The sequence below is a fragment of the Labrys sp. 22185 genome (genome assembly GCF_052045555.1).
GTDB lineage: Bacteria > Pseudomonadota > Alphaproteobacteria > Rhizobiales > Labraceae > Labrys > Labrys neptuniae.
On the sequence record NZ_JBQEPH010000001.1, the window covers coordinates 193,562 to 214,916 of the forward strand.

At 64.7% G+C, this 21,355-nt stretch carries 20 protein-coding genes and 1 tRNA gene; 10 read left to right on the forward strand and 11 right to left on the reverse strand.

The annotated features are described in order from the left end of the window. Positions 1 to 233: 233 nt before the first annotated feature. From ACTJKX_RS00920 to ftrA, 4 genes are all read left to right on the forward strand, one after another. On the forward strand, positions 234 to 1,214 hold the full coding sequence (locus ACTJKX_RS00920; protein WP_440724077.1) for a lytic murein transglycosylase: 981 nt from the start codon (positions 234 to 236) through the stop codon (positions 1,212 to 1,214). Positions 1,215 to 1,388: 174 nt separating this feature from the next. Continuing rightward, positions 1,389 to 2,201: a transporter substrate-binding domain-containing protein gene (locus ACTJKX_RS00925; RefSeq protein WP_394310408.1), complete on the forward strand. Its 813-nt coding sequence runs from the start codon at positions 1,389 to 1,391 to the stop codon at positions 2,199 to 2,201. A gap of 169 nt (positions 2,202 to 2,370) precedes the next feature. Further along, the gene (locus tag ACTJKX_RS00930; RefSeq protein WP_440724078.1) at positions 2,371 to 3,204 is read left to right on the forward strand and encodes an amino acid ABC transporter permease; all 834 of its coding nucleotides are present in this window, start codon (positions 2,371 to 2,373) and stop codon (positions 3,202 to 3,204) included. Positions 3,205 to 3,333: 129 nt separating this feature from the next. After that, positions 3,334 to 4,332: a transcriptional regulator FtrA gene (gene ftrA / locus ACTJKX_RS00935; RefSeq protein ID WP_440724495.1), complete on the forward strand. Its 999-nt coding sequence runs from the start codon at positions 3,334 to 3,336 to the stop codon at positions 4,330 to 4,332. Between the two features lie 18 nt (positions 4,333 to 4,350). Here ftrA and ACTJKX_RS00940 read toward each other — a convergent pair whose 3' ends face one another. After that, a complete protein-coding gene (locus tag ACTJKX_RS00940; RefSeq protein ID WP_440724079.1) occupies positions 4,351 to 4,650 on the reverse strand; it encodes an ArsR/SmtB family transcription factor in 300 nt (99 codons plus the stop codon). Between the two features lie 145 nt (positions 4,651 to 4,795). On the opposite strand from ACTJKX_RS00940, the gene ACTJKX_RS00945 reads away from it, so the two are divergent. Then, positions 4,796 to 5,860: an alkene reductase gene (locus tag ACTJKX_RS00945; RefSeq protein ID WP_440724080.1), complete on the forward strand. Its 1,065-nt coding sequence runs from the start codon at positions 4,796 to 4,798 to the stop codon at positions 5,858 to 5,860. 78 nt (positions 5,861 to 5,938) lie between these two features. Here the strand turns inward: ACTJKX_RS00945 and ACTJKX_RS00950 are convergent, their stop codons facing one another. Next, positions 5,939 to 7,546 carry a peptide chain release factor 3 gene (locus ACTJKX_RS00950; RefSeq protein ID WP_440724081.1) on the reverse strand — a complete coding sequence of 536 codons (1,608 nt, stop codon included), beginning with the start codon at positions 7,544 to 7,546 and terminating at the stop codon, positions 5,939 to 5,941. A 222-nt stretch (positions 7,547 to 7,768) separates the two neighbouring features. Between ACTJKX_RS00950 and ACTJKX_RS00955 the strand changes: the two genes are divergently transcribed. Next, positions 7,769 to 7,843 (forward strand) — tRNA-Gly (locus ACTJKX_RS00955). A gap of 87 nt (positions 7,844 to 7,930) precedes the next feature. Here the strand turns inward: ACTJKX_RS00955 and ACTJKX_RS00960 are convergent. From ACTJKX_RS00960 to ACTJKX_RS00970, 3 genes are all read right to left on the reverse strand, one after another. Next, complete coding sequence (locus ACTJKX_RS00960) at positions 7,931 to 8,836, reverse strand: substrate-binding domain-containing protein (protein WP_068286440.1); 906 nt, start codon at positions 8,834 to 8,836, stop codon at positions 7,931 to 7,933. 300 nt (positions 8,837 to 9,136) lie between these two features. After that, a complete protein-coding gene (locus ACTJKX_RS00965) occupies positions 9,137 to 9,628 on the reverse strand; it encodes a hypothetical protein (RefSeq protein WP_440724082.1) in 492 nt (163 codons plus the stop codon). An 80-nt stretch (positions 9,629 to 9,708) separates the two neighbouring features. Continuing rightward, on the reverse strand, positions 9,709 to 10,890 hold the full coding sequence (locus tag ACTJKX_RS00970) for a PLP-dependent aminotransferase family protein (RefSeq protein WP_440724496.1): 1,182 nt from the start codon (positions 10,888 to 10,890) through the stop codon (positions 9,709 to 9,711). Between the two features lie 674 nt (positions 10,891 to 11,564). Between ACTJKX_RS00970 and ACTJKX_RS00975 the strand changes: the two genes are divergently transcribed. Together ACTJKX_RS00975 and ACTJKX_RS00980 are read left to right on the forward strand one after the other, a co-directional pair. After that, positions 11,565 to 12,701 carry a radical SAM protein gene (locus ACTJKX_RS00975; protein WP_367624210.1) on the forward strand — a complete coding sequence of 379 codons (1,137 nt, stop codon included), beginning with the start codon at positions 11,565 to 11,567 and terminating at the stop codon, positions 12,699 to 12,701. A 3-nt stretch (positions 12,702 to 12,704) separates the two neighbouring features. Further along, on the forward strand, positions 12,705 to 13,559 hold the full coding sequence (locus tag ACTJKX_RS00980; RefSeq protein WP_440724083.1) for a hypothetical protein: 855 nt from the start codon (positions 12,705 to 12,707) through the stop codon (positions 13,557 to 13,559). Here ACTJKX_RS00980 and ACTJKX_RS00985 read toward each other — a convergent pair. Continuing rightward, on the reverse strand, positions 13,538 to 14,209 hold the full coding sequence (locus tag ACTJKX_RS00985) for a DUF4386 family protein (protein WP_440724084.1): 672 nt from the start codon (positions 14,207 to 14,209) through the stop codon (positions 13,538 to 13,540). The two genes, ACTJKX_RS00980 and ACTJKX_RS00985, sit on opposite strands and share 22 nt — an antisense overlap. Positions 14,210 to 14,245: 36 nt before the next feature. Continuing rightward, positions 14,246 to 15,385 (reverse strand): FAD-dependent monooxygenase, encoded by a 1,140-nt coding sequence (locus ACTJKX_RS00990; protein WP_440724085.1) that lies wholly within the window; start codon positions 15,383 to 15,385, stop codon positions 14,246 to 14,248. Between the two features lie 132 nt (positions 15,386 to 15,517). Between ACTJKX_RS00990 and ACTJKX_RS00995 the strand changes: the two genes are divergently transcribed. Then, the gene (locus tag ACTJKX_RS00995; protein ID WP_440724086.1) at positions 15,518 to 16,141 is read left to right on the forward strand and encodes a LysE family translocator; all 624 of its coding nucleotides are present in this window, start codon (positions 15,518 to 15,520) and stop codon (positions 16,139 to 16,141) included. A 240-nt stretch (positions 16,142 to 16,381) separates the two neighbouring features. On the opposite strand, the gene ACTJKX_RS01000 is transcribed toward ACTJKX_RS00995, so the two are convergent. Both ACTJKX_RS01000 and ACTJKX_RS01005 read right to left on the reverse strand, forming a co-directional pair. Continuing rightward, entirely contained in the window at positions 16,382 to 18,775 is a 2,394-nt protein-coding gene (locus ACTJKX_RS01000) for a glucan 1,4-alpha-glucosidase (RefSeq protein WP_440724087.1), read from the reverse strand. Further along, on the reverse strand, positions 18,772 to 19,644 hold the full coding sequence (locus ACTJKX_RS01005; protein ID WP_440724088.1) for an ROK family protein: 873 nt from the start codon (positions 19,642 to 19,644) through the stop codon (positions 18,772 to 18,774). The genes ACTJKX_RS01000 and ACTJKX_RS01005 overlap by 4 nt, the downstream gene beginning before the upstream one ends. A gap of 334 nt (positions 19,645 to 19,978) precedes the next feature. On the opposite strand from ACTJKX_RS01005, the gene ACTJKX_RS01010 reads away from it, so the two are divergent. Continuing rightward, the gene (locus ACTJKX_RS01010) at positions 19,979 to 20,143 is read left to right on the forward strand and encodes a DUF1127 domain-containing protein (protein WP_082979645.1); all 165 of its coding nucleotides are present in this window, start codon (positions 19,979 to 19,981) and stop codon (positions 20,141 to 20,143) included. Positions 20,144 to 20,364: 221 nt separating this feature from the next. On the opposite strand, the gene ACTJKX_RS01015 is transcribed toward ACTJKX_RS01010, so the two are convergent. Together ACTJKX_RS01015 and ACTJKX_RS01020 are read right to left on the reverse strand one after the other, a co-directional pair. Then, entirely contained in the window at positions 20,365 to 20,568 is a 204-nt protein-coding gene (locus ACTJKX_RS01015) for a hypothetical protein (protein WP_367624203.1), read from the reverse strand. Continuing rightward, a complete protein-coding gene (locus tag ACTJKX_RS01020; protein ID WP_311933729.1) occupies positions 20,565 to 21,281 on the reverse strand; it encodes an aldolase in 717 nt (238 codons plus the stop codon). The genes ACTJKX_RS01015 and ACTJKX_RS01020 overlap by 4 nt, the downstream gene beginning before the upstream one ends. Between the last annotated feature and the right edge of the window lie 74 nt (positions 21,282 to 21,355).

A 21,355-nucleotide genomic window follows, 5' to 3' on the forward strand; every position in this document is an offset into this window, starting at 1 on the left:
CTCGCGACGGACCCATAGGTCCGAAAACGCATCCCGTGCCACAGATTCGCGCCCGCAACAATGCGACGCTCCGCCGGTTGCCGCTTTCCCTCTTGCGTCACGCCGCGATTGCCGTCATGAGGAACCTGCCTTCCAAGCGCATCTCGGGCAGGCCTTGCTCTTTCCCGGCAACCGCCACATTTTGCGCATTCTTGTTTGGCTTTTGTGGCTTTTCTTCCCTCCGAGATGGTTTCATGCGCACTGCCCCCCTGCTTGCTGCCCTGTTGCTGATGGCCTCGCCCGCCCTGGCCCAGACGGAGCCGCAACCTTCGTCGCCTCAGGTCCAGCCACAGCCTCAAGCTCAACCGCAGCCTCAAGGCCAGCCTGGACCTCAAGCCCAGCCGCAACCCGAGGCGCAGCCCGCCGCCCAGCCGCAGCCCCAAGCCCAGCCACAGGGGCAAGCCCAGCCGCAGCCCCAGCCTCAAGTCCAGGCCTGCACCACGCCGACCGATCCCGCCGGCTTCCCGGCCTGGCTCGACAACTTCAAGAAGGATGCTGCGGCCAGGGGCATCGGCGCCCAGGGCATGGCCGCGCTGGACGGCGTCACCTACGATCCCAAGGTCATCGGGCTCGACCGCGCCCAGCGGAAGACCTTTTCGCAGACCTTCGAGGAGTTCTCCGGCCGCATGGTCAATGCCTACCGCATCAAGCGCGGCAAGCAGGTGATCAAGAAATACCAGGCGGTATTCGACAAAGCCGAGGCCGAGTATGGCGTGCAGGCGCCGATCATCGCTTCGCTGTGGGCCCTCGAGACCGATTTTGGCGCCAATGTCGGCAAGTTCGAGAGCATCCGCTCGCTGGCGACGCTCTCCTTCGACTGCCGGCGCGGCGACAAGTTCCGCCCCGAACTGATTGCTGCCCTCACCATCGTCGACAAGGGCGACGTGCCGCTGCACGAAATGCGCGGCGCCTGGGCCGGCGAGATCGGCCAGGTTCAGTTCATGCCGACCTCCTATCTCAAGCATGCGGTGGATTTCGACGGCGATGGCCATAAGGATCTGGTCAAGAGCCAGGCCGACGTGATCGGCTCGGTTGCCAAGTTCCTGTCTGGCCGTTGGCAGCGCGGCGCCGGCTGGAACCCCGGCGAGCCGAATTTCGATGCCCTCAAGGCCTGGAACGGTAGCGAGCTCTATCGCAAGACGGTGGCGCTGCTTGCCACCAAGATCGCGGAATAAAAGTGGAGCGCGGGCTTCTAGCCCGCTCTTTCCCTTCACCTACGAGCCGCCGCAAGGGCGGACAGGATGTCCGCGCTCCCGCCTTTTCCATGTGGGGACCGCGAAAATCCCCTGTTCGGCATGAAACCCGCGTGGCAAGGTTGCGGCTTGAGCCTGCCACACCGGAGTTTCCCGATGCTTCGCCGCACCTTTCTCGCCCTCGGGGCCATCGCCGCCATGGCCGTTCCCCTTGGATTGGCCCAGGGACCGGCCGAGGCCCAGACGCTGCCCGACCTGAAGGGCCGCACCATCGTCGCCGTCACCGAGAACGCCTATTTTCCGCTGAACTTCACCGATCCGAAGACGGGGCAGGGCATCGGCTGGGAATATGACGCGATCAACGAGATCGGCAAGCGCCTCAATGCCAAGATCGAATGGAAGACCTCGTCCTGGGACGCCATGATCCAGGCGGTGCAGAACGGCCAGTTCGACATCGGCATGGACGGCATCTCCATCACCGACGAGCGCAAGAAGCAGATCGCCTTTACCGACCCCTATATGGTGTCCGAGCAGTTCATGCTGGTGCGGGCCGACGAGAAGCGCTTCACCGACGCCAAGAGCTTCGCGACTGACGACAAGCTGTTCGTCGGCGCCCAGTCCGGCACGACCAATTTCTTCGTCTCGGTCACCGATCTGCTCGGCGGCAATGATAAGAGCCCGCGCCTCAAGCTGTTCGAGACCTTCGGGGCTTCGGTGCAGGCGCTCAAATCGGGTGACGTCGACACGGTGCTGATGGACAAGGCCGGCGCCGAAGGCAACATCGCCGCCTCGCCCGACAGCTTCAAGATCGTCGGCAACGGCCTTGGCCATGACGAATTCGGCTTCATCCTCAAGCAGGGCTCCGACCTCATCGGGCCGGTCAATGCCGCCCTGGCCGCGATGAAGGCGGACGGGACGACCAAGGCGCTCGATAAGAAGTGGTTCTTCGACTACAAGACCGCGAACTGAGCCGGGATCGGCCACCCTCTGCCATGGCGTCATTGCGAGCGGAGCGAAGCAATCCAGTTTTCTGCGGGCGGCGAAGCCTGGGTTGCTTCGCTCCGCTCGCAATGACCAAATTGTCCGTCGCTTCGCCCCTTGAGCCGCCTGCCTTACTCCCGGATCTTCCTGCCTTCATATGACGACGTCTCACGCGCCACCGCCGCCGCCCTCCTTCCTGTCGAAAGTGCCCTGGTGGCTGGTGATCCTCATCGTGCTGGGGACCGTCGTCCTGATCGGCGGCCTGGCCAGCGAGCAATATCGCATCATCTTCGGCGTGGTGGGGCAGGGGCTCTTCGTCACCATCCGGGTCACGGTGATCGCCTTCGCCGCTTCGCTGGTGCTCGGCACCATTCTCGCGCTCGGGCTGGTGTCGCAGTCGCGCTGGCTGGGCGAGGGGCTCAAGGCCTATGTCGAGATCATGCGCGGCGTGCCCATGATCGTGCTGCTCTATTACATCGCCTTTGCGGTCGGCCCGGCGCTGATCGAAGGCTATGTCGCGCTGTTCGGCTCGGCCATCGCCGCCGGCTTCATGCCTGAGATCACCATCCGCGATTTCAGCTTCGAGTGGCGGGCGGTCTTCGCGCTGACCCTGGCTTATTCGGCCTTCATCGCCGAGATCGTGCGCGGCGGCATCCAGTCCATCCCCGCAGGGCAGTTCGAGGCGGCCCAGGCCCTCGGCCTGACGCGCTTCAAGACCATGCGCCTCATCGTGCTGCCACAGGCCTTCAAGACGATGACGCCGCCGCTCGGCAACGACCTCGTCTCCATGCTGAAGGATTCCTCGCTGGTGTCCGTGCTCGGCATTGCCGACATCACCCAGAACGGCAAGACCTATACGGCCTCGACCTTCCGCTTCTTCGAGACCTATACGGTGGTGGCCTTCTTCTATCTCACGATGACCATCGGCCTGACCCTCCTGGTGCGCCGGCTGGAGCAGCGCATGCGCCGCAACGAAGTCCGGCAGGACTGAGGGGTAGCGGAGGGTCGGTCTCCAGATCGACCTCTTTACCCGCATACTCAGCGTTTCTAAGAGGTCGATCTGGAGATCGCCCCTCCAAGGAGGTTGAAACCGACAATCCCTTGCGTCGCCGTGGCCGGACTGGCACATTCCGTCAAGATCATGCCAGGCACCTCTTCCCTCAGCGGTCCCCTCGTGGCCGTGCTCGTCTACGACGACCTCTGCACCTTCGAGTTCGGGGTGGCCTATGAGGTGTTCGGCCTGCCGCGTCCGGAGATGGGGCCCTCCTGGTATCGCTATGCCACCTGCGGCATCGAGCCGGGGCCGCTTCATGCGGCGGGTGGGCTGACGGTCGAGCCGCATCACGGCCTGGAACTGCTGGAGGAGGCCGATCTCATCATCGTGCCGGGCTGGCGCGGTATCGGCAGCCCCGTGTCAGCGGACCTCATCGACAGCCTCAAGCTCGCACATCGGCGCGGAGCCCGCCTGATGTCGCTGTGCTCGGGCATTGCCGTGCTGGCCGCCTGCGGCCTGCTCGATGGTCGGGAGGCGACGACGCATTGGCGTTATGCGGCCGATATCGGCGCGCGCCATCCCAGCATCGCGCTCGATCCGGACCGGCTCTATGTCGATCTCGGCGATGTGCTCACCGCCGCTGGAAGCGCTGCCGCTCTCGACCTCTGCCTGCATGTGATCCGGCGCGATTTCGGCCCGGATGCCGCCAACACGGTGGCGCGTCGCCTGGTGGTGCCTCCGCATCGCGACGGCGGCCAGGCCCAGTTCATCGAACGGCCGGTGCCGCGCGAGCGCGAATCCGCCCGGCTGGCTCCCTTGATCGACTGGCTGCGGCAGAATTTGGCCGTCCCCCATCGTATCGAGACGATTGCGGCGCGCTCAGGCATGAGCCAGCGTACCTTCCAGCGCCGCTTTGAGGAGACGACGGGGCTGCCGCCGGGTGAATGGCTGGTGGCCGAGCGCGTGCGGCTGGCCCGCGAGCAACTCGAGCGCAATCTCGGCGCCTCGCTCGGCGACATTGCCGCAAGCTGCGGCTTCAATTCGCTGGAGACGATGCGCCACCATTTCCGGCGCCGTGTGGGCGTCAGCCCTGCTGCCTACCGGGCGCGCTTCTGCTCGGAATAACTGTTCCGGACAAGAAATTTAGTCGGCAAACTTCAGTACGGATTGCAGCAATCCCGGGAACTTTTCCTCGACGTCCGGGCGCAACGACACGAAGCAGCGCGTGCCTTCCTTGCGGTGGCTGACGATGCCGGCCTCGCGCAATTGCTTGATGTGATGGCTCAGGGTCGAGTTGGCGACCTGACAATCGAATTCCGTCGACCCCTTCTCGCCTTCCGCGAGCAGCGTGGTGACGATGTGCAATCGCACCGGATCACCGAGGGCGGCCAGAACGCCGATCAGATTGATGTCGTTCACATCGGGGTGAGGGTGTTGCTTCATGCGTTCTTCTACCTATATTCGACGAACATCGAACTTTGAAACTTTAACGCCTTGGCGAGCCGACCACCATTTAAGTCTGTGTAAGCCAGGTGCGGGAGTGTCAATCGATCGCCCAGAAAAGCCATTTGGAACAAGGTTTCTTTCAATGCCCTCGCTGCTCGACCCTATTCGCATCGGCGCGCTCGACCTGCCCAACCGCGTCATCATGGCCCCCTTGACCCGCACCCGGGCCAGCGAGGGTCGTGTGCCCAATACGCTGATGCGCGACTATTACGTCCAGCGCGCCTCGGCCGGCCTGATCCTGACCGAAGCCACCGCCGTCACGCCGATGGGCGTCGGCTATCCCGACACGCCCGGCATCTGGTCGCGCGAACAGGTCGAGGGCTGGAAGGTCATCACCAAGGCCGTGCACGAGGCCGGCGGGCGCATCGCCCTGCAGCTCTGGCATGTCGGTCGCATTTCCGATCCGGTCTACCTCGACGGGGCCTTGCCGGTCGCGCCGAGCGCCATCGCACCCAACGGCCATGTCAGCCTCATCAGGCCTGAAAAGCCCTATGTCACGCCACGCGCACTCGAGCTTGACGAGATTCCCGCCATCATCGAGGCCTACCGCCAGGGCGCGGCCAATGCCAAGGAAGCCGGCTTCGACGGCGTCGAGATCCACGGAGCCAACGGCTATCTGCTTGACCAGTTCCTGCAGGATTCCACCAACAAGCGCACCGACGCCTATGGCGGTTCGATCGAGAACCGCGCGCGGCTGATGCTCGAGGTCACCGACGCGGTGATTTCGGTCTGGGGTGCCGATCGCGTCGGCATGCATCTGGCTCCGCGCGGCGATTCGCATTCGATGGGCGATTCCGATGCGCCGGCGCTGTTCGGCTATGTCGCCCGGCAATTGGATGCCCGCGGGATCGCCTTCATCTGCGCCCGCGAATATTCCGATGGCTCCAGCGTCGCCCCGGTGATCCGCAGCAATTTCAAGGGCGTGTTCATCGCCAATGAGAAGCTGACGGCCGAAAGTGCCGAGGTCCTGGTTGAGAGCGGCGCAGCCGATGCGGCAGCCTTCGGCAAGCTCTTCATTTCCAATCCGGACCTGCCCAAGCGACTGTCGCTTGGCGCTCCGCTCACCCCCTGGAACGCCGCGACCTTCTATGCCAAGGGTGCCGAGGGCTATACGGACTATCCGGCGCTGGAAGAAGTACCTGCGTGACGGAAGGCTTCTCAGCTCCATCGGCGTATTGATGGAGCGAGACCAGCCGGGGCGGCTCTGCAGAGCCGCCCCTCAGATTTACTTCGCCTTCTTCACGTCCTTGATGTCGGCGAACACGATGGCCGGCGACCGTTCGCCCTGATAGCGCAGGTCGAAGGCGGATTTGGCCATGAACACCGGATCGCCGTCGAGATCGTCGGCGATCGAGAAATTGTGGGACGAAACGAAGCTGTCGAGTTCGGGCTTCGTCGGCGCCGAGATCCAGCGCGCCAGCGCGAATTCGGATGGTTCGAAGCGGATCTCAAGCCCATATTCGGCGGCGAGCCGGCCCTGCAGCACGTCGAGCTGCAGGGCGCCGACCACGCCGACCAGGGCCGGCGAGCCGTCGCGCGGACGGAACACCTGCACAACGCCTTCCTCGGCGAGGTCCTGCAGGGCGTCCTTGAGCTTCTTGGCCTTCATGGCGTCGGGCAGGCGGACCCGGCGCAGGATTTCCGGGGCGAAACTCGGCACGCCGAGAAAGGCGATCTCCTCGCGCTCGGTGAGCGTGTCGCCGATGCGCAATGCGCCGTGGTTGGGAATGCCGACCACGTCGCCGGCATAGGCCTCCTCGGCCAGCGCGCGATCCTGGGCAAAGAAGAATTGCGGCGCGTTGAGGCTCATCGACTTGCCGGTGCGCACCTGCTTCACCTTCATGCCGCGCGTCAGCTTGCCCGAGCACAGCCGCACGAAGGCGATGCGGTCGCGGTGATTGGGATCCATGTTGGCCTGGATCTTGAAGACGAAGGCGGAGAGATTGTCCTCCGTCGCCTCGACCATGCGGGTGGCCGCTGCCTGGTCGCGCGGCTGGGGCGCATAGTCGCCCAGGCCCTTGAGCAGGTCGCCCACGCCGAAATTCTTGATGGCCGAACCGAAGAACACCGGGGTCATATGGCCTTCGCGGAAGGCGGCGAGATCGAATTCGCCGCAGGCTTCCTGCACCAGTGCGATTTCCTCCGAAGCCGCCTCGGCATCGATCGAGGGCACGGCGCGGGCCAGTGCTGCGGCATCGCCAGCCTCGACCGGGATCGGCGCGGTGTCCTTGTCGAGCAGGCGGACATGGCTGGCCTGGAGATCATAGGTGCCGGCGAAGTCACGGCCGCGGCCGAGCGGCCAGGTCATCGGCACGGTGGAGAGCGCCAGGGTCTTCTCGATCTCGTCGAGCAGTTCGAAGGGATCGCGGCCCTCGCGGTCCATCTTGTTGATGAAGGTGACGATGGGAATGTCGCGAAGGCGGCAGACTTCGAACAGTTTGCGTGTGCGCGCCTCGATGCCCTTGGCCGCGTCGATCACCATCACCGCCGAATCGACGGCCGTGAGCGTGCGATAGGTGTCTTCCGAGAAGTCCTCATGGCCCGGTGTGTCGAGCAGGTTGAAGACCAGGCCCTCATATTCGAAGGTCATCACCGAGGTGACCACCGAAATGCCACGCTCGCGCTCGATCGACATCCAGTCCGAGCGGGTATTGCGCTTCTCGGCCTTGGCCTTGACCTGGCCGGCGAGCTGGATCGCACCGCCGAACAGCAGCAGCTTTTCCGTCAGCGTGGTCTTGCCGGCGTCCGGATGGGAAATGATGGCGAAGGTACGCCGCCGCTCGACTTCGCGGGCGAGCGGGGTGAGAGCCGAAGTGTGTGACAGATCGTTCAAGGCGGAACCGCAGAAAAGTTTGAAGCCCCGAAAACGGGGAGATCATCGGGAATTGGCGCGCTTTTGGCACGAAACGGCGTCCGCGTCACCCCCGGCGATGATCACATGGCCTGTGGATTGATCACGCAATGCAAAAAAACTGAAACTTGCCTGTTGCAATCCGTCACGGGCTTTGGCATAGAGCGCCCACGCCGATGCAACGAGCATCTGCGGCCCACGGATGCGGGTGTAGCTCAGGGGTAGAGCACAACCTTGCCAAGGTTGGGGTCGAGGGTTCGAATCCCTTCGCCCGCTCCAGTGGACCCTTCGGGGAAAAACAAAAAAGCGGTCCTTCGGGGCCGCTTTTTGCTTTTGAGGCCGTTTCCGGCTGGAATTGCGCCGGTTCTACTTCTTGCCGCCCATCAAGGCGATGAAGTCGGCGGCCTTGTCCTTTTCGTACATCGAGCCGGTGGTGATGTCGAAGCCGGGCTTGATTCCGCCGGCTTGCATGGCGGCGAGCGAGAGGGCGAGATAGCTCTGGGCCTGCGGGTCCTGCCAGGCCGCCGCCAGAACATAGCCGTCCTGCACCTCGTTGGCGGTATCGAGCGAATTGCCCCAGCCGACCACCGGAATTTCGCCGGGCTTCACGCCGACCTGGTCGAACACGCGCTTGATCGAGCCGGAGACGAGATCGCCGAGCGGAAGGATCGCCTTGATCTTGCTGCGATTGGCCGTGAGGTAGTCGCTCATGCGCGAGATGATGTCGGCCTGGTCGAGCGTCGAATCGGTGACCTCCCAGCTGATGTTCAGCGGCTTGAACACGCTGGCGATGCCCTTTTCCTGGTCGGCGCCATAGGTCGCGCCAGGCACCTCCACCGGCATCCAGACGAAGTCGCCCGATTTCACCAGCCCCTTCTCGACGAGGTAGCGGGCATGGTCGGCGCCGGCCTTGATGTTGTCGCCGCCCACGAAGGTGGAAAAGCGGACCGTCTTGTCATCGGAGTTGAAGGCGATCACCGGGATGTTCTTGGCATTGGCTTCCTCGACCGGCTTGACCAGGCTGCCGGCGGCAGGGCTGGCCGTGACGATGCCGTCGGCGCCCGCCGCGATCGCCGCCCGGATGGCCTCCTGCTGCGAGGCGACGTCGCCATTGTGGAAGGAGGTGTTGACCTTGTTGCCGGTGTCCTTGGCCCATTGCTCGGCGCCGGCCAGGAAATAGGTCCAGACCGGGTCGGCTGCCGAGCCATGGGAGATCCAGTAGAACGTCTTTGGAGCCGCCTCTGCCGGCGACGGTGCAGACGAGAACGCCATGCACAGCGCGGCACCGGCGCCGAGACCCCAGCGCGCTACCCGCCCGGCCAGTACTTTCAGTGACATCAGATCCTCCCGATGTGATTGTTTGTTGTGCTTGTGAGGTTGCGGCCGGCCCCCAGGGCTGGTTCGCGCGTCCCCGACGAAACATCCTACATCGGCGGGCACTGCCGGATGCCGCAGATTCCACTCTTCTTGTGCTGGCAGGTTTTTCGATCCGGCGGAATCGCGCGGGATCGAGCCTTGCTTCTGTGGATCGAAGGCCGGAGCGCTGGCTCCGGCAGGCCTGTACAGGCTGCGTCAGGGCCCGATCTGCCGAGCCTTGGCGAAGGCCTCGGCCTGCCGTTCCGCCTCTTCACGCTCTGCCACCAGGCGCTCGGCGCGTTTTTCGCGCCGCCAGGCGATCAGGCTGTTGATGGTGAGCGCGGCGAAGCCGAGTGTATAGACTGCGGCGACGAAGGCGCTGAACCAGGCATTGTTGTCGCCTGTCCGCAAAGCTCGCTGGAGTTCGATATAGGTGGCGATGCCGTAGATCAGTACCACCAGCATGATGAAGTTCTGCACCCGCGCGCCGAAGCGCCGAAGGATGAGATGCAGGCACAGATAGAAGAACGGCATCACCACGGCATTGGCGACGATGCGGCCGATCGGATGGAAGATCGAGGGCAGCATCTCACCGAGCCAGCGCGCGCCGAAAAACGGGACAGCCAGGAGCAGGGCATAGAGCAGGCCGAGGCCGGTCCAATCCAGCAGGCGATTGGAAAGCGCCGGTCTCGTCGGTTCTGCCGTCATGATCCCGTTCCGTGGACTGTACCCGCTTCGGATTTAAGCACATTCCGAAGCTGATAACAGAGGAAACAGGGCCGCTGCGATCAGGCCGCGCCAGCTTCGCGGATGACGCGGCCGAGCCGTTCGATGCCCTGGTCGATCGCGGTGTCATTGGCCAGCGAGAAAGAGAGCCTGATCGTGTTGGCGCCCGAGCCGTCGGCATGGAAGGCTCGGCCGGGCACGAAGGCGATGCGGGCGGTCTCGATGGCGCGGGCCAGCAGGCGGGCGCCATCCATGCCATCGGGCAGCGTCACCCACACGAACATGCCGCCTTCGGGGCGCGACCAGCGCACGCCCTCGGGCATGTGGCGTTCCAGCGCCGCCAGCATGCGGTCGCGGCGATGGCGATAGGCGCCGCGGATCTTCTCGACCTGGGCCGGGAAGGCGTGCTCGGCCACGTGGTGCATCGCCATCTGGTTGATGGTGGGGCTGTGCAGGTCGGAAGCCTGCTTCATCAGCACCAGCTTCTTGATCACGCCGGCGGCGGCGCAGATCCAGCCCATGCGCAGGCCCGGCGCCAGCGTCTTGGAGAAGCTGCCGCAGGAGATGGTGCGGGTGGCATCGATACCGCCCTCGCGGGCGATGTCGAGCGCCAGGATCGGCGGCACGTCGGCGCCGTCATAGCGTAGCGACTGATAGGCTGTGTCCTCGATCACCACGATGTCGAGTTCGCGCGCGAGGTCGAGCACGCGCTCACGCCCGGCCCGGTCCAGTGTCTCGCCGGTGGGGTTGGCGAAATCCGGGGTCAGATAGGCGAACTTCACCCGGCCGCCTGCCTTTGCGGCGGCATCGGCATAGGCCGAGGGGGTCATGTTGCCTTCCACCGGCGCCAGCCTGTCGTAGCGCGGCTCATAGGCATTGAAGGCCTGCAGCGCGCCGAGATAGGTCGGCCAGGTGACGAGGGCAGTGTCGCCGGGCGAGAGCAAGAGCTTGCCGAGATAGTCGAGCGCCTGTTGCGACCCCGAAGTGATCAGGATGTTGTCCGGCCCGCAGGCGACGCCGATGCGCCGCATCTGCCTGACCACCCAGTCGCGCAGGGGCGGAAAGCCCTCGCTGGTGGAATATTGCAGCGCCGCGCCGGCGCTGACATCACCGAGCACGCTGGCATAGGCCGTCCGGAACGCTTCGTTCGGAGACAGAGCGGGGTCGGGAATGCCGCCGGCGAAGGAAATGATGTCCGGCTGCTCGAGCAGTTTCAAAAGTTCGCGGATTTCCGAGGCACGCATCCGTCCCGCCCGCGTGGCGAAGATCGCTTCCCAGTCCAAGGTCCTGTTCTCCTGACAGACGGCCGCGAGGTGCTTGCCGTCATATGGCCATCGCATCGCCTGCCCAATTTCAGGGCGCGATGCTCATGTTGCGTGCAGCATCCTCCCTGCGAAAAAATATGTCAATAATGCTGACGTATTTTTTCGCCTGTTGCGCGAATCGGGGGGACGACATTCGTCGGCGAGCGGTTGGCCGCCAGAGAGTCCGGCGCGTGGATTTCCATCACGATGGTGACTGTTTCAGTTTTCGGAGGTACCTCGGCCTTGAGCCAAGAGGCTGTACTGGTACTATTATCCCTGTTTCTACTGATGCCACAACACTAGTGGGCGCTGGAAGCGGCAGGGAGAACATTGCATGTTGCTCGAATTCATGATTTGATCTTCGCTTGGCTAGTGAAATTGGAGGGAATCTGATGATTGAACCAATTTCTTCTTCTTTCTATCTCTCGATTTTTGATAGTTCTCTAAAGTTATTTAAAGGGAATGAAATATCTGCCGATATAACGGCATCTGAGCGCGCTGATCTCATCTCGAACATCTTGGAGAATAGGGAGCCGTTGACGGGTTTATTGCCTGAGGAAACGGGCACTCTTCTCCACCTCGTGCGTCAAAGACCGGATCAGGCACTTCGCACGATGGTTGTCGACGCGGCCCGCATGCAGCGCCGGAGAACCTTCGGCCAGAGCGTGGCGACGATGGTGCCGATCGAGGTGACCTCCTTTTGCGCCAGCACCTGCCGTTTCTGCGGCTGGCGCGCCGACAACAAGGAGATGGTGCGCCTTTCCATCACCGAAACCGCCATCCGCGAGCAGGCGCGCATCCTGGCGCGCAAGGGTTTCTCGCATTTCGAGATCGCCGGCGGTGACGACCTGACCCTGTTGCAGCAGCACCTCAAGGGGTTGGTGCGCGGCCTCAAGGAAGAAACGTCGGCGGTCAACCCCGAGGCGCGCGTCTCGGTCTGCCTGGTGCCGATGCATGAGCAGCATTACCGCGACCTCCGGCAGGAGGGGCTCGACTGCGTGCTGACCTGGCAGGAGACCTATGACCGCGAGCTCTATGGCTATCACATCCCGAGCGGGCCGAAAGCCTGGGGCGTCGACGAGCAATTGCGCCTGCAGAAGAAGACCGACGAGCCCGTCGGCTTCCTGCACCGGCTGCGCTCCCAGGAACTGGCCATCCGAGCCGGCCTGCAGGCCGGCCTCGGCGCCATGATCGGCCTGTCCAAGGTCACCGAGGCCGATATCCTTTCCGTCGTCCTGCATGGCCGCCGGCTGATCGAGCATTACGGCGATGCGGTCGAGCCCTTGATCATCGGCATGCCGGCCTGGAACCCGATCCTGACCCAGGCGAGCGACAACCGCCCCGCCAGCGAGTTCGACTTCGACACGCAGGGCAATTTCGAGCTGATCGCCGCCATCTATCTTTTGGCTTTTCCCGACCGCATGGCCTGGGTCTTCGCCAATGGCCGTGTGCCGCCGGATATCCAGACCGACTGCGTCGAGACGGCCTGCTGCTTCACCTCGACCCTGGTCCAGATCTCGCCGGGCGCCTATCTCGATTTCAAGCAATCGGAACTCGATACGATGTTCGAGCGGGTGCGTGGCGTTGCCGAGGCGACGCCGACCTTCGAGGAGGTGATGTCGGGCGAGCAGTTCATGCATTACTTCGCCAGTCACGAGGAGTTCGTCGCCGGCTTCGAGGCGCGCAACCTGCATGTCGTTTCCGACCGCAGCTATTTGCGGCGGGCCGATTGGGCCGTTGCCGCGGAATGAGCCATGCTGTGGCGGCAGCGCAAGGCCGATCGGCTGGATCTCGGCAAGCGGGGCCCGATCGACGAGCGGGCCCTGTGGACGGAGCTCCGGCCCGTGCGCTGGCTCACCGAGGCCGAGCGCCCTGGAACACCCGTCCTGGAGATCGTCTCCGTCTGCAAGGCGGAGGTGCCGGGGCTGGTGCGCGATCACGGTCACGCCTTCATCCGGCTGGTCGACGAAGAGGGCGGTGTTCGCCCGATCGGCTTCTTTCCGGATGAGAGCACCGGCGTCGAGCCGGATGATTTCCCCGGCCTGCGTATGCCGGGCATGCTGCTGCTGCCGGACAAATATGACCGCATCGCCTGGAACCCGCTGATCACCCGCATCGCCTTGTCCCGGCCTGCCTTCGAGGGCCTCTGTGCCAGCATCGTGGGGCTCCAGCGCGGCAAGGGGGACGGCGAGCTTGGCTTCGACCTGCTCGATCAAAGCTGCGTGGGCTTCGTGGTCCGCATTGCGCGTCTGGCCCGGATCCGGGTCGAGGCGGAAGTGCTGCTGACCGATTTCGCCGACGGGGCGGGGGCGGCGACCGGCCCGACCTGGCGCCGGCATCTCGGCCGTCTCCTGCCGAGGCCGCTCTACCGCCTCCTGTTCAATCTGGCGCTTTCCAGCCATGGCGGCTTCTGCACCGTGTCCCGGCAATGGGACAAGTCAGGCGACGAGCCTGTGCTGCGGATGATCAGGGGCATCCAGCCGGTGTTCACGCACTGGCGCGACCTCTGGTCCCGCCACGTGCCGTTCTACCATGTGCGTGCCCTCAGGGAGTGGCAGCGCAGGGTCGAATGCGAGGGCCTCGAGCCCTACCGCCTCGCCGAGGCCTGATCGCCGGATCTGAGGAAGCGCAGGGCAAGGCCGGCCCACCAGAGCGGGCCGACGATGACGCCGCCAAGGCCAGCGGCGACGTCGACGATCAGCATCTGCTGGTTGGCGCGTGCAATGAAGGCGACGATATAGAGCAGCCCACCAGCCATGCCGAGCACAGCGAGGGCCTTGGGGAGGGTACCGAACCGCCAGCCTAGCGCGCCGAACAGCAGGAGGCTCAGTCCGCTCAAGAAGAAGATCAGCCAGCCCTGCGGGTCGAGGACGAGGGAGAAGGAGGTGATCGACTGCCGCACCGCGTCCGAACCTGCCGCAAAGGCCTGCGCGCGTTGAGCCTCACCGCCGAGCAGGCGGATATAGCTGACGGCGGTGACGCCGAAGCCGAGCTGGCCGAGCGAGGCAGCAAGCCGGGCGAGGCCGCTCGTGGGGCCGATCAGGCGCTGCACTTCACCCATGGCGCAGAAAGCGGTGAGGCCGGCCAAAGCGAAGGCCATCAGGAAGGCCTGGCGCCCGAGCGGCGCGCCCGCCAGCGCGTTCCAATAGTCGAGCGTGCCGGTCTTGAACTGCGAGGTCGGGTCGAGAAAGAAGGTGGCGCCGGTCGCCGCATAGCTGAGGGCGCAGACGAGGCACACGATGCCGGCGGTTCTATTCATCGCAGTGCCCCGTTCGGTTTCCGTTGCCATCGGCCATCAGGTTTCGAACAGTTTGAGGATGGCGCCTTGCGGCATCAGCCGCATGATGGTGTTGCGCAGCGTGGCCGTTACCGGCGTCTGCCATTGCCGCATCTTGCCGATCTTGCGCGAGCGCGCGACCAGGGGCGTGGTGCGCGCCAGCCCGATGGCCTGATAGGTCTCCAAAGCCTTGGTAAGGTCGGGCCCGGCTTTCAGGCATTGCGCCAGAGCGAGGGCATCCTCGATGGCCTGGCAGGCGCCCTGGCCGAGATCGGGCGTCATCGGATGGGCGGCATCGCCGAGCAGAGTGAGGGCGCCGTCGGTCCAGCGGGGGAGCGGCAGGGTGTCATAGACACCGGTGCGCACCAGGTCCTCCGGATCGGTCGCACCGATCACGGCATGCGCGAGGGGCGGCCAGTCCGCGAAATGCGCCAGGGCCTCGGCCTTGTGGGCGGGATGGATGGCGGGTTTGTCGTGCACGGCGCTGTTGAGCGTGCCGTACCAGTAGACATAGTCGTCGCGGATCCAGAACACGCCGAAGCGGCTGCCGCGGCCGAAGAACTCGCGGTAGCGGCCTTTCGGAAAGCTGCCGGGCGACAGCTTGGCGACGCCGCGCCAGGTCATCCAACCGACATAGCGCAAGGGCGAGGCGCCGATCATGGCATCGCGCAGGAAGGAGCGTACGCCGTCGGCCGCCACCACCAGGGGCGTGCGGCGCGTGGTGCCGTCCTCGAAGGTCAGGCTGGCGCCCTCCGCCTCGCGCCGATAGCCGGTGCAGCGGCTACCGGTATGGATCCTGGCGGGATCGAGCGGCCGCAGCAACTCGGCATAGAGGTCGACCCGGCGCAGGCAGAGTAGAGGCAGGCCGCTGCGCTCGCGCACCGGCGTGAGCGGGATGGTTTTCAGCGGCCTTTGCCGCCAATCATAGATCTCGCCCAGCTCCAACGGGTCGGCCAGGGTCTGGACGCCGTGGTCGAGGCCGAGCCGGCCGAGCGCCCTGAGGGCATTGGGCCAGAGCGTGAGGCCGGTGCCCCCAAGCCCGATGCGCGGCGAGCGCTCGTAGATCTCCCAGCTCATGCCCGCCTGCGTCAGGGCGTTGGCCACGGCCAGTCCGCCTATGCCCCCGCCGATGATGATGACTTCGGGAAATCCCGACATGTTTGTATGATCCGTTCGAACCGGGTGTCCGCAGGCCTGAACGAGGTTGATTGTCGTATGGGTGCGGGCGGCTGTAAAACGGAAAAAAGGGGCGGCGATGAACTCTCGGCAGGATGACGGCGGAGCCGTCCGGTGAGTGTCGAAGCCTTCGTCAAACTGTTCCTGCTCGTCTTCCCGCTGATGTTCAGTCCCGGGCCCACGAATTTCCTCTGCGCGGCCTCGGGCAGCCGCCATGGCGTGGCGCGCTCGGTGCCGATGATCCTCGGCATGGACCTGATGGTGTTCCTGCCTGCCTTCGTGGTGGGCTTGGGTGTGACCGGCTTCCTGGTCAACTATCCCGGCCTGCTTACCATGGCGCAGCTCGTCGGGGCGCTGGTCGTCCTCTATATCGCCTTCGAGATGGCGCGAGGTTCGGCACTGAGCGCGCCGACAGCCACCGATGCGTCGCCGATGGGGTTTTGGGGCGGCATGCTGGTACAGGGCTTGAACGTGAAGGGGCTAACGCTCCTGCTCATCATCTACGCCCAGTTCCAGTTGGCGGATAAAGGCCTGGTCGCCAACGCCCTGATCATCGCCATCGCCCTCACCGTGCTCAGCCTGGTCTCGCATTTCGTCTGGACGCTCGGGGCGATGTGGCTGGCCTGGCGCTTCTCCTCGCCACAGGCCATGCGGATCCAGGGCTTCGTCTATGCTTTCATGCTGGCTCTGGTCGCCGTCTGGATGATGGCATCGGCCCTGACGGGGGCGGGGTCGTAGGGCGGCTGCTTGCTTCTTTTGCAGGGGGCGCTGCCCCTCACCGCTATCCTCTCCCCGTAAGAACGGGGCGAGGGGGCGCAAGCGTCGCGACTAACCCTCAGATCTTTCATCTCGCGCGACGGCAGGGCGAGATGGGATGCTTGCGCTATGAAATGCGCGGCCAAAGTCCCCTCGCCCCGCCCGCGGGGAGAGGGTGCGGGTGAGGGGCACCGCGACCTTAGCCGAGAAGAACGCACTTTCTCATCCCACCGTGACCCGATAATCCGCCTCCAGCCAGGGGCCGCCGATCGGGGCGAGGCGGAAGCGGATCTCGCTGCCGGCGGACAGGGCCGAGGTCGGCAGGTCGAGGACGTGGAGGGACAGGCCCGCGTCATGGGTTCGGCCCTCGTCGTGGCTCGCCCATCCGTCAAAGCTCCAGCGAAGGGCGGATAGGTCGGTGAGCTCGATGCGCAGGATCTGGCCGGGGGCGATGGTGTGGCGCTGGTGGTTGAGCCGCCAGAAACGGCGGTTGCTGACGATCTTGCGTTTGAGATAGCGTTCGACCGTCTGGGGCGGGGTGTCGAACACAGCCCCGTCGCGCAGCGAGCGAAGCAGCTTGATATGCTCGCCATGGGCCCAGACCAGCGGCATGGCGCTGCCGGTCGGCTTGCCGAGGAAGAGTTCGTGCTCCGGCAGGTCCGGGCCGTCCCAGATCTGTTCGGGCAACTGGCCGCCAGGCCCTGCCGACGCTTCGAGCGCGGCCAGCAGGCGCCGGGCCTCTTCGGGCCTGCCGGCGGCGAGCTCGTAATGCGCCCTTTCACCGGTCAGGAGCGGCCAGAGCCGGCCAACGCCGGTGCCGTCGAAGGCCGAGCCGTCCTCGTGCTCGCCATAGCCGTCATTGTTGTAGCGATACCAGCAGGGGCCGCTGGGCAGGTCTCTTTTCAGGAGATGGTCGATCGCCTTCACGGTCGCCACCATGCGCGGGTCGTCAGCGGCCCTGAGGCCAAAGCGCACCAAAGCGAGGGCATCGGGACTGAGCAGCATCTTGGCGCTGAGCACGGCTTCCTGGGCGGAGCGGTTCTTGATGGCGACGGTGCCGCCGAGGCCCGGGCCATCCTCGCTGTCGCCGGGGCCGATGCGGACATAATAGCCGGGAATGCCCAGTGTGCGCGCCAGGTCGGTATCGCTGGCGAAGGTCCAGGCATCGATCTCGGCATGCCATTCATCCGCTGTCTCCCGCAGTAGCGTGGCGGCATCCGGGCGATCCGCTGCGTCCATGGCGTCGGCGGCGGCGAGGAGGGCTGATATCTCGACAGCAAGCGTGAAGGGTGAATAGCCGGCGTCCTCTTCCCAGCGGTCCTCGTCGGTGACGGGGCCGTTGCGCAGCACGAAGCTCGCCGCGCGCTCCACCATCGGCAGGAAGCGACGGGCCTCCGCCGCATCCAGGCTGCCGGCACGCACCAGCATGTCGAAGAGCAGGATGGGAAAGGCGGTCTCGTCCATCTGGATGCCGTCCCAATAGGGATGGCCGTCGATCCAGTTGTTTTGGGCCCAATGGCCGTCGCCCTCCTGGATGGCGGCCAGATAGTCGAGGATGCCGCGCGCGTCGGCCGGGCTTCCGGCCGCCAGGAAGCCGCCGGCGGTCTCGACCAGGTCGCGCGGCCAGACCAGATGATAGCCGCCAAGGTCGTTATCGCCCTTGTTGTAGCCCCAGGGCGTCGACAGGCTGGCGATGGCGCCGCCCGTGAAGGCGCCGGTGCGATGGGCGGCGAGCACGGCGGTGCTGGTGCGGTAGCTGGTGCCCCGGGCGGGGCTGACATGATCGAGATCCTCAAGCCCGGCCTGCCAGCCCTGCCAGATCGCGCGCACGCGCCGGCGTGCGGGCTCGAGCCCCTGCTGCAGGCTGGCGATGGCGTTGAGGGCCGCTTCCTCCGGTCGCAGGCCGAGGCCGAGGGTGAGCAGGACGCGGCCCTGGCTGCCGCGAAGGTCGAGCGTGCCGCTCAGCGCGACATTGCCGTCTTCGGCGCGAAGCCAGTCGGAATTCACGCCTTCGCCGCGTTTGAGGGTCTGCCAGCCATCGGAAAAACCGACATAGCCGGCCGAGCGGGCCTGCCAGGGAACCGAGGCGGCGAGGGCGAGCGAATAGCCATAGCTGCCGCTGGCCATCAGCAGGCCGTGCCCCTTGTAGTCGTCGACCCAGGCGGTGTTGCGGCTGCCCTGATTGACCAGATGCGGCGATAGCAGCACGTGCAGGCCGTAATCCTCGGCCTCGCCCTTCAGGGCTTCGAAGCGGATGTCCTGCAGCAGGCTGTCGCGGAAGGGGTCGGCCAGGATGGTCTTGCGGATGCGGTAGCGCCCGTCCTGCGCCGTGTTGACGAGTTCGAAGACGGGGGTGCCGTCGCTCTCCATGCGGATATCGCCGTCGGCGTCGCGCTTTTCTTCAGAAAAATAGTCCGCGGCCGTGACGAGGAGGCCGCAATCCCTGATGCAGGCAAGGTCGATGCGCGGATAATAGATCTCGTTGAGGATGCCATGGCTGAGGGCAAACCAGACCCGGCTCGACGCGGAACCGGCGGTGCCGATGCCGCTCTTGGCCGCCGAGGTCCAGCGCGGCTCGACGCCAGGGGCTCCGGGAGGTGAGGCAGTCTCGCTCATGCCTTGGTCTTCTTGCCGATGGGGGTGGCCTTGTCGGCTATCTTGGCTTTGCGGGAGGACTTGGCCGTGGCAGCGGGCTTGGCCGTGGCGGGCGCCTTGGCCTTGGGCGATGTCCTGGTCCTGGAAGACGGTTCGGGCGCTTCCTCGGATTCGTGGAAATTCTTCAGGCGCCACAGGGCAGCGCCGCCGTCGAGGCCGGCATCATTGGAGCCGAGCGTGACATTGGCCGGCAGCGCGAGCTTCACATGCTTGGTGTTGCCGCCGCCGAGATAGAGGTGGTCATAGTGGAATAGCACGAAGAGCACGTCGATGACATGCCTCAGCCGCTTGTTCCAGCGCTTGTTGCCGATCTTCTCCCGTGCCGCCTCGCCGATATAGTCGTCATAGGTCTTGGTGCGGGTGATGGGGTGGTGAGCCAGTTCCATATGCGGCATCAGCTCGCCGTCGCGGAACACGGCCGTGCCGGCGCCTGTACCCAGGGTCAAGGCAAGCTCGATACCCTTGCCTTTGATCAGGCCGAGGCCCTGGACCTCCGCATCGTTGATCAGCCGTATCGGCTTGTTGCCGAGTTGGGCGGCGAGCTTCTGCCCGAGTGGAAAGCCGTCCCAGCCTTCGGGTGCGAGGTGCGGTGCGGTGAGGATGCGGCCATGTCGCACCAGGCCGGGAAAGCCCACCGAGATGCGGCCATAGGCCGAAAGGGGCGCGACCAACTCGACCAGTGTCTCGACCAGCAGATCGGGTGGGCAGGGATGGGGCGTAGGCACCCGCACCCGCTCTCCCTGCATCTGCCCGCTCGGATTGACGATCGCCGCCTTGAGGCCGGTGCCTCCAATGTCGATGGCGAGGATGTCGGATGTCTCCTTGGCCACGGGCAGGCTCCCTGATTGACGGCGACCCAGCCCAACCGGGCTTTCGTCGATGGAAAGGCGCAATTGTGGCTGGCTTGTGTTGCCGGCTTTATTTTGGTGGTGATCCTATCAGCTTGGTTACCCCTGCGGCAATTCGGAGGCGGAATCCGCCTCGGATCGGGCTGGGGGCATTCGATTGAGGCAGAATGTTGCCCCATTGCTAAGCGCTATGCACAAAATCCATGCAGCCGCCGCATACCGGGCATACGCGCCGGTCTGTGCGATTTTTTACCGTGCGGTGCAAAAGAGGAGTATATGCACTGCAACAAATCAATCTCTCTGGAAAGTAAGTGTCATGGTTCTCTTCGGTTTTGTTTCTTCGATCGCTTCTCGTTTCACGGCCTATCGCAATTATCGCCGTACCCTTCAGGCTCTTTCGGCTCTTGATGACCGCGAGCTTGCTGATCTCGGCATCTTCCGTGGCCGTATCGAGGAAATTGCTCGCGGCGCCGCTCGCTAATCGAGCTTAGCGTCCGTTACGGAATGCGAAGCCGCCGGGATGGTTCCCGGCGGCTTTTTCTTTGATTATTGCTCGAGCCGATTCCGTGAAGAAGAGCAGGACAGTCCATGCTGCACCTGCGAAGGGCGGCAGTGACTACATCATCGGCCGTGCAGGGCGCGTCCGCCGGTCATCCACGCTCAGCGCATGGCTCATGCTATGCGCAAACGGCCTTGGGAGCTCTATTGGCGTTCGAACCAGGCCAAGGCCGGCTCGGCCTCGGTGAACTTGGCTTCCTCGTCCAGCTTTATCCGCTCGCCACCCTTCTGTTCGAAGAGCCGGCCGCGATAGAAGGTCGCCACGCCGCCCTCGGGCAGCGGCTTGTCGAGCTTCCACAATTCTGCCCTGGCGTTCTGGCGGATCCGGATCCAGCGCAGGGTGGTCATAGGCCGTCGATCCGCATCAGCGCGTCGAAATGCAGCTTGGCCTGGTGATCGAGCACGGTCATCCATTCGCGCGCGGTGCTCTCGATGACCTGTTGGGGAATGAGCTTGAGTGGCCGGCCGGTCGACATGGCCAGCACCTGCTGCCGGCAGGCCCGGTCGAGATAATAGAGATCGTCGAAGGCCGTTGCGACGGACGGACCGCCGACGATGACGCCATGATGAGCCAGGAAGACGATGTCGGCCTTCTGGTCCGACTTGGCGGAGCTGGCGATGCGCTCGCCTTCCTTCTCACCCGAGGCAAAGCCCCCGAATTCGTCGTTATAGGCGGTACGGCCGTAGAAGCGGGCCGCCGTCTGGTGCGCCATTTCGAGCCGGCCCCCCTCGATCATGGTGAGGCTGGTGGCCCAGGGCATATGGGTATGAAGCAGGCAAAGATGGCGCGGATTGGCGCGATGCCCGGCAATATGGATGTTGCGGGCCGTCGCCTCCAGTTCGCCTTCGCCCTCCAGGATCTGCCCTTGCCCATCGACGAGGAGAAGGTCGGCCGGACGCATCTCCGACCAGTGAACCCCATAAGGATTGAAGAGATACCGCTCTTCGGCGCCGGGGACCTGCACCGAGAAATGGTTGCAGATGCCCTCGTTGAAGTCGAACTTCGCGGCAAGGCGGAAGGCGGCCGCGAGTTCGCGGCGATAGACGTCGATATCAGGCATTGCATTTGTCCGATCACGGGATGGAAAGCTCCCTTATCCCGTGCCGGCGCGCCGACGGCAACGGCCATGATGCC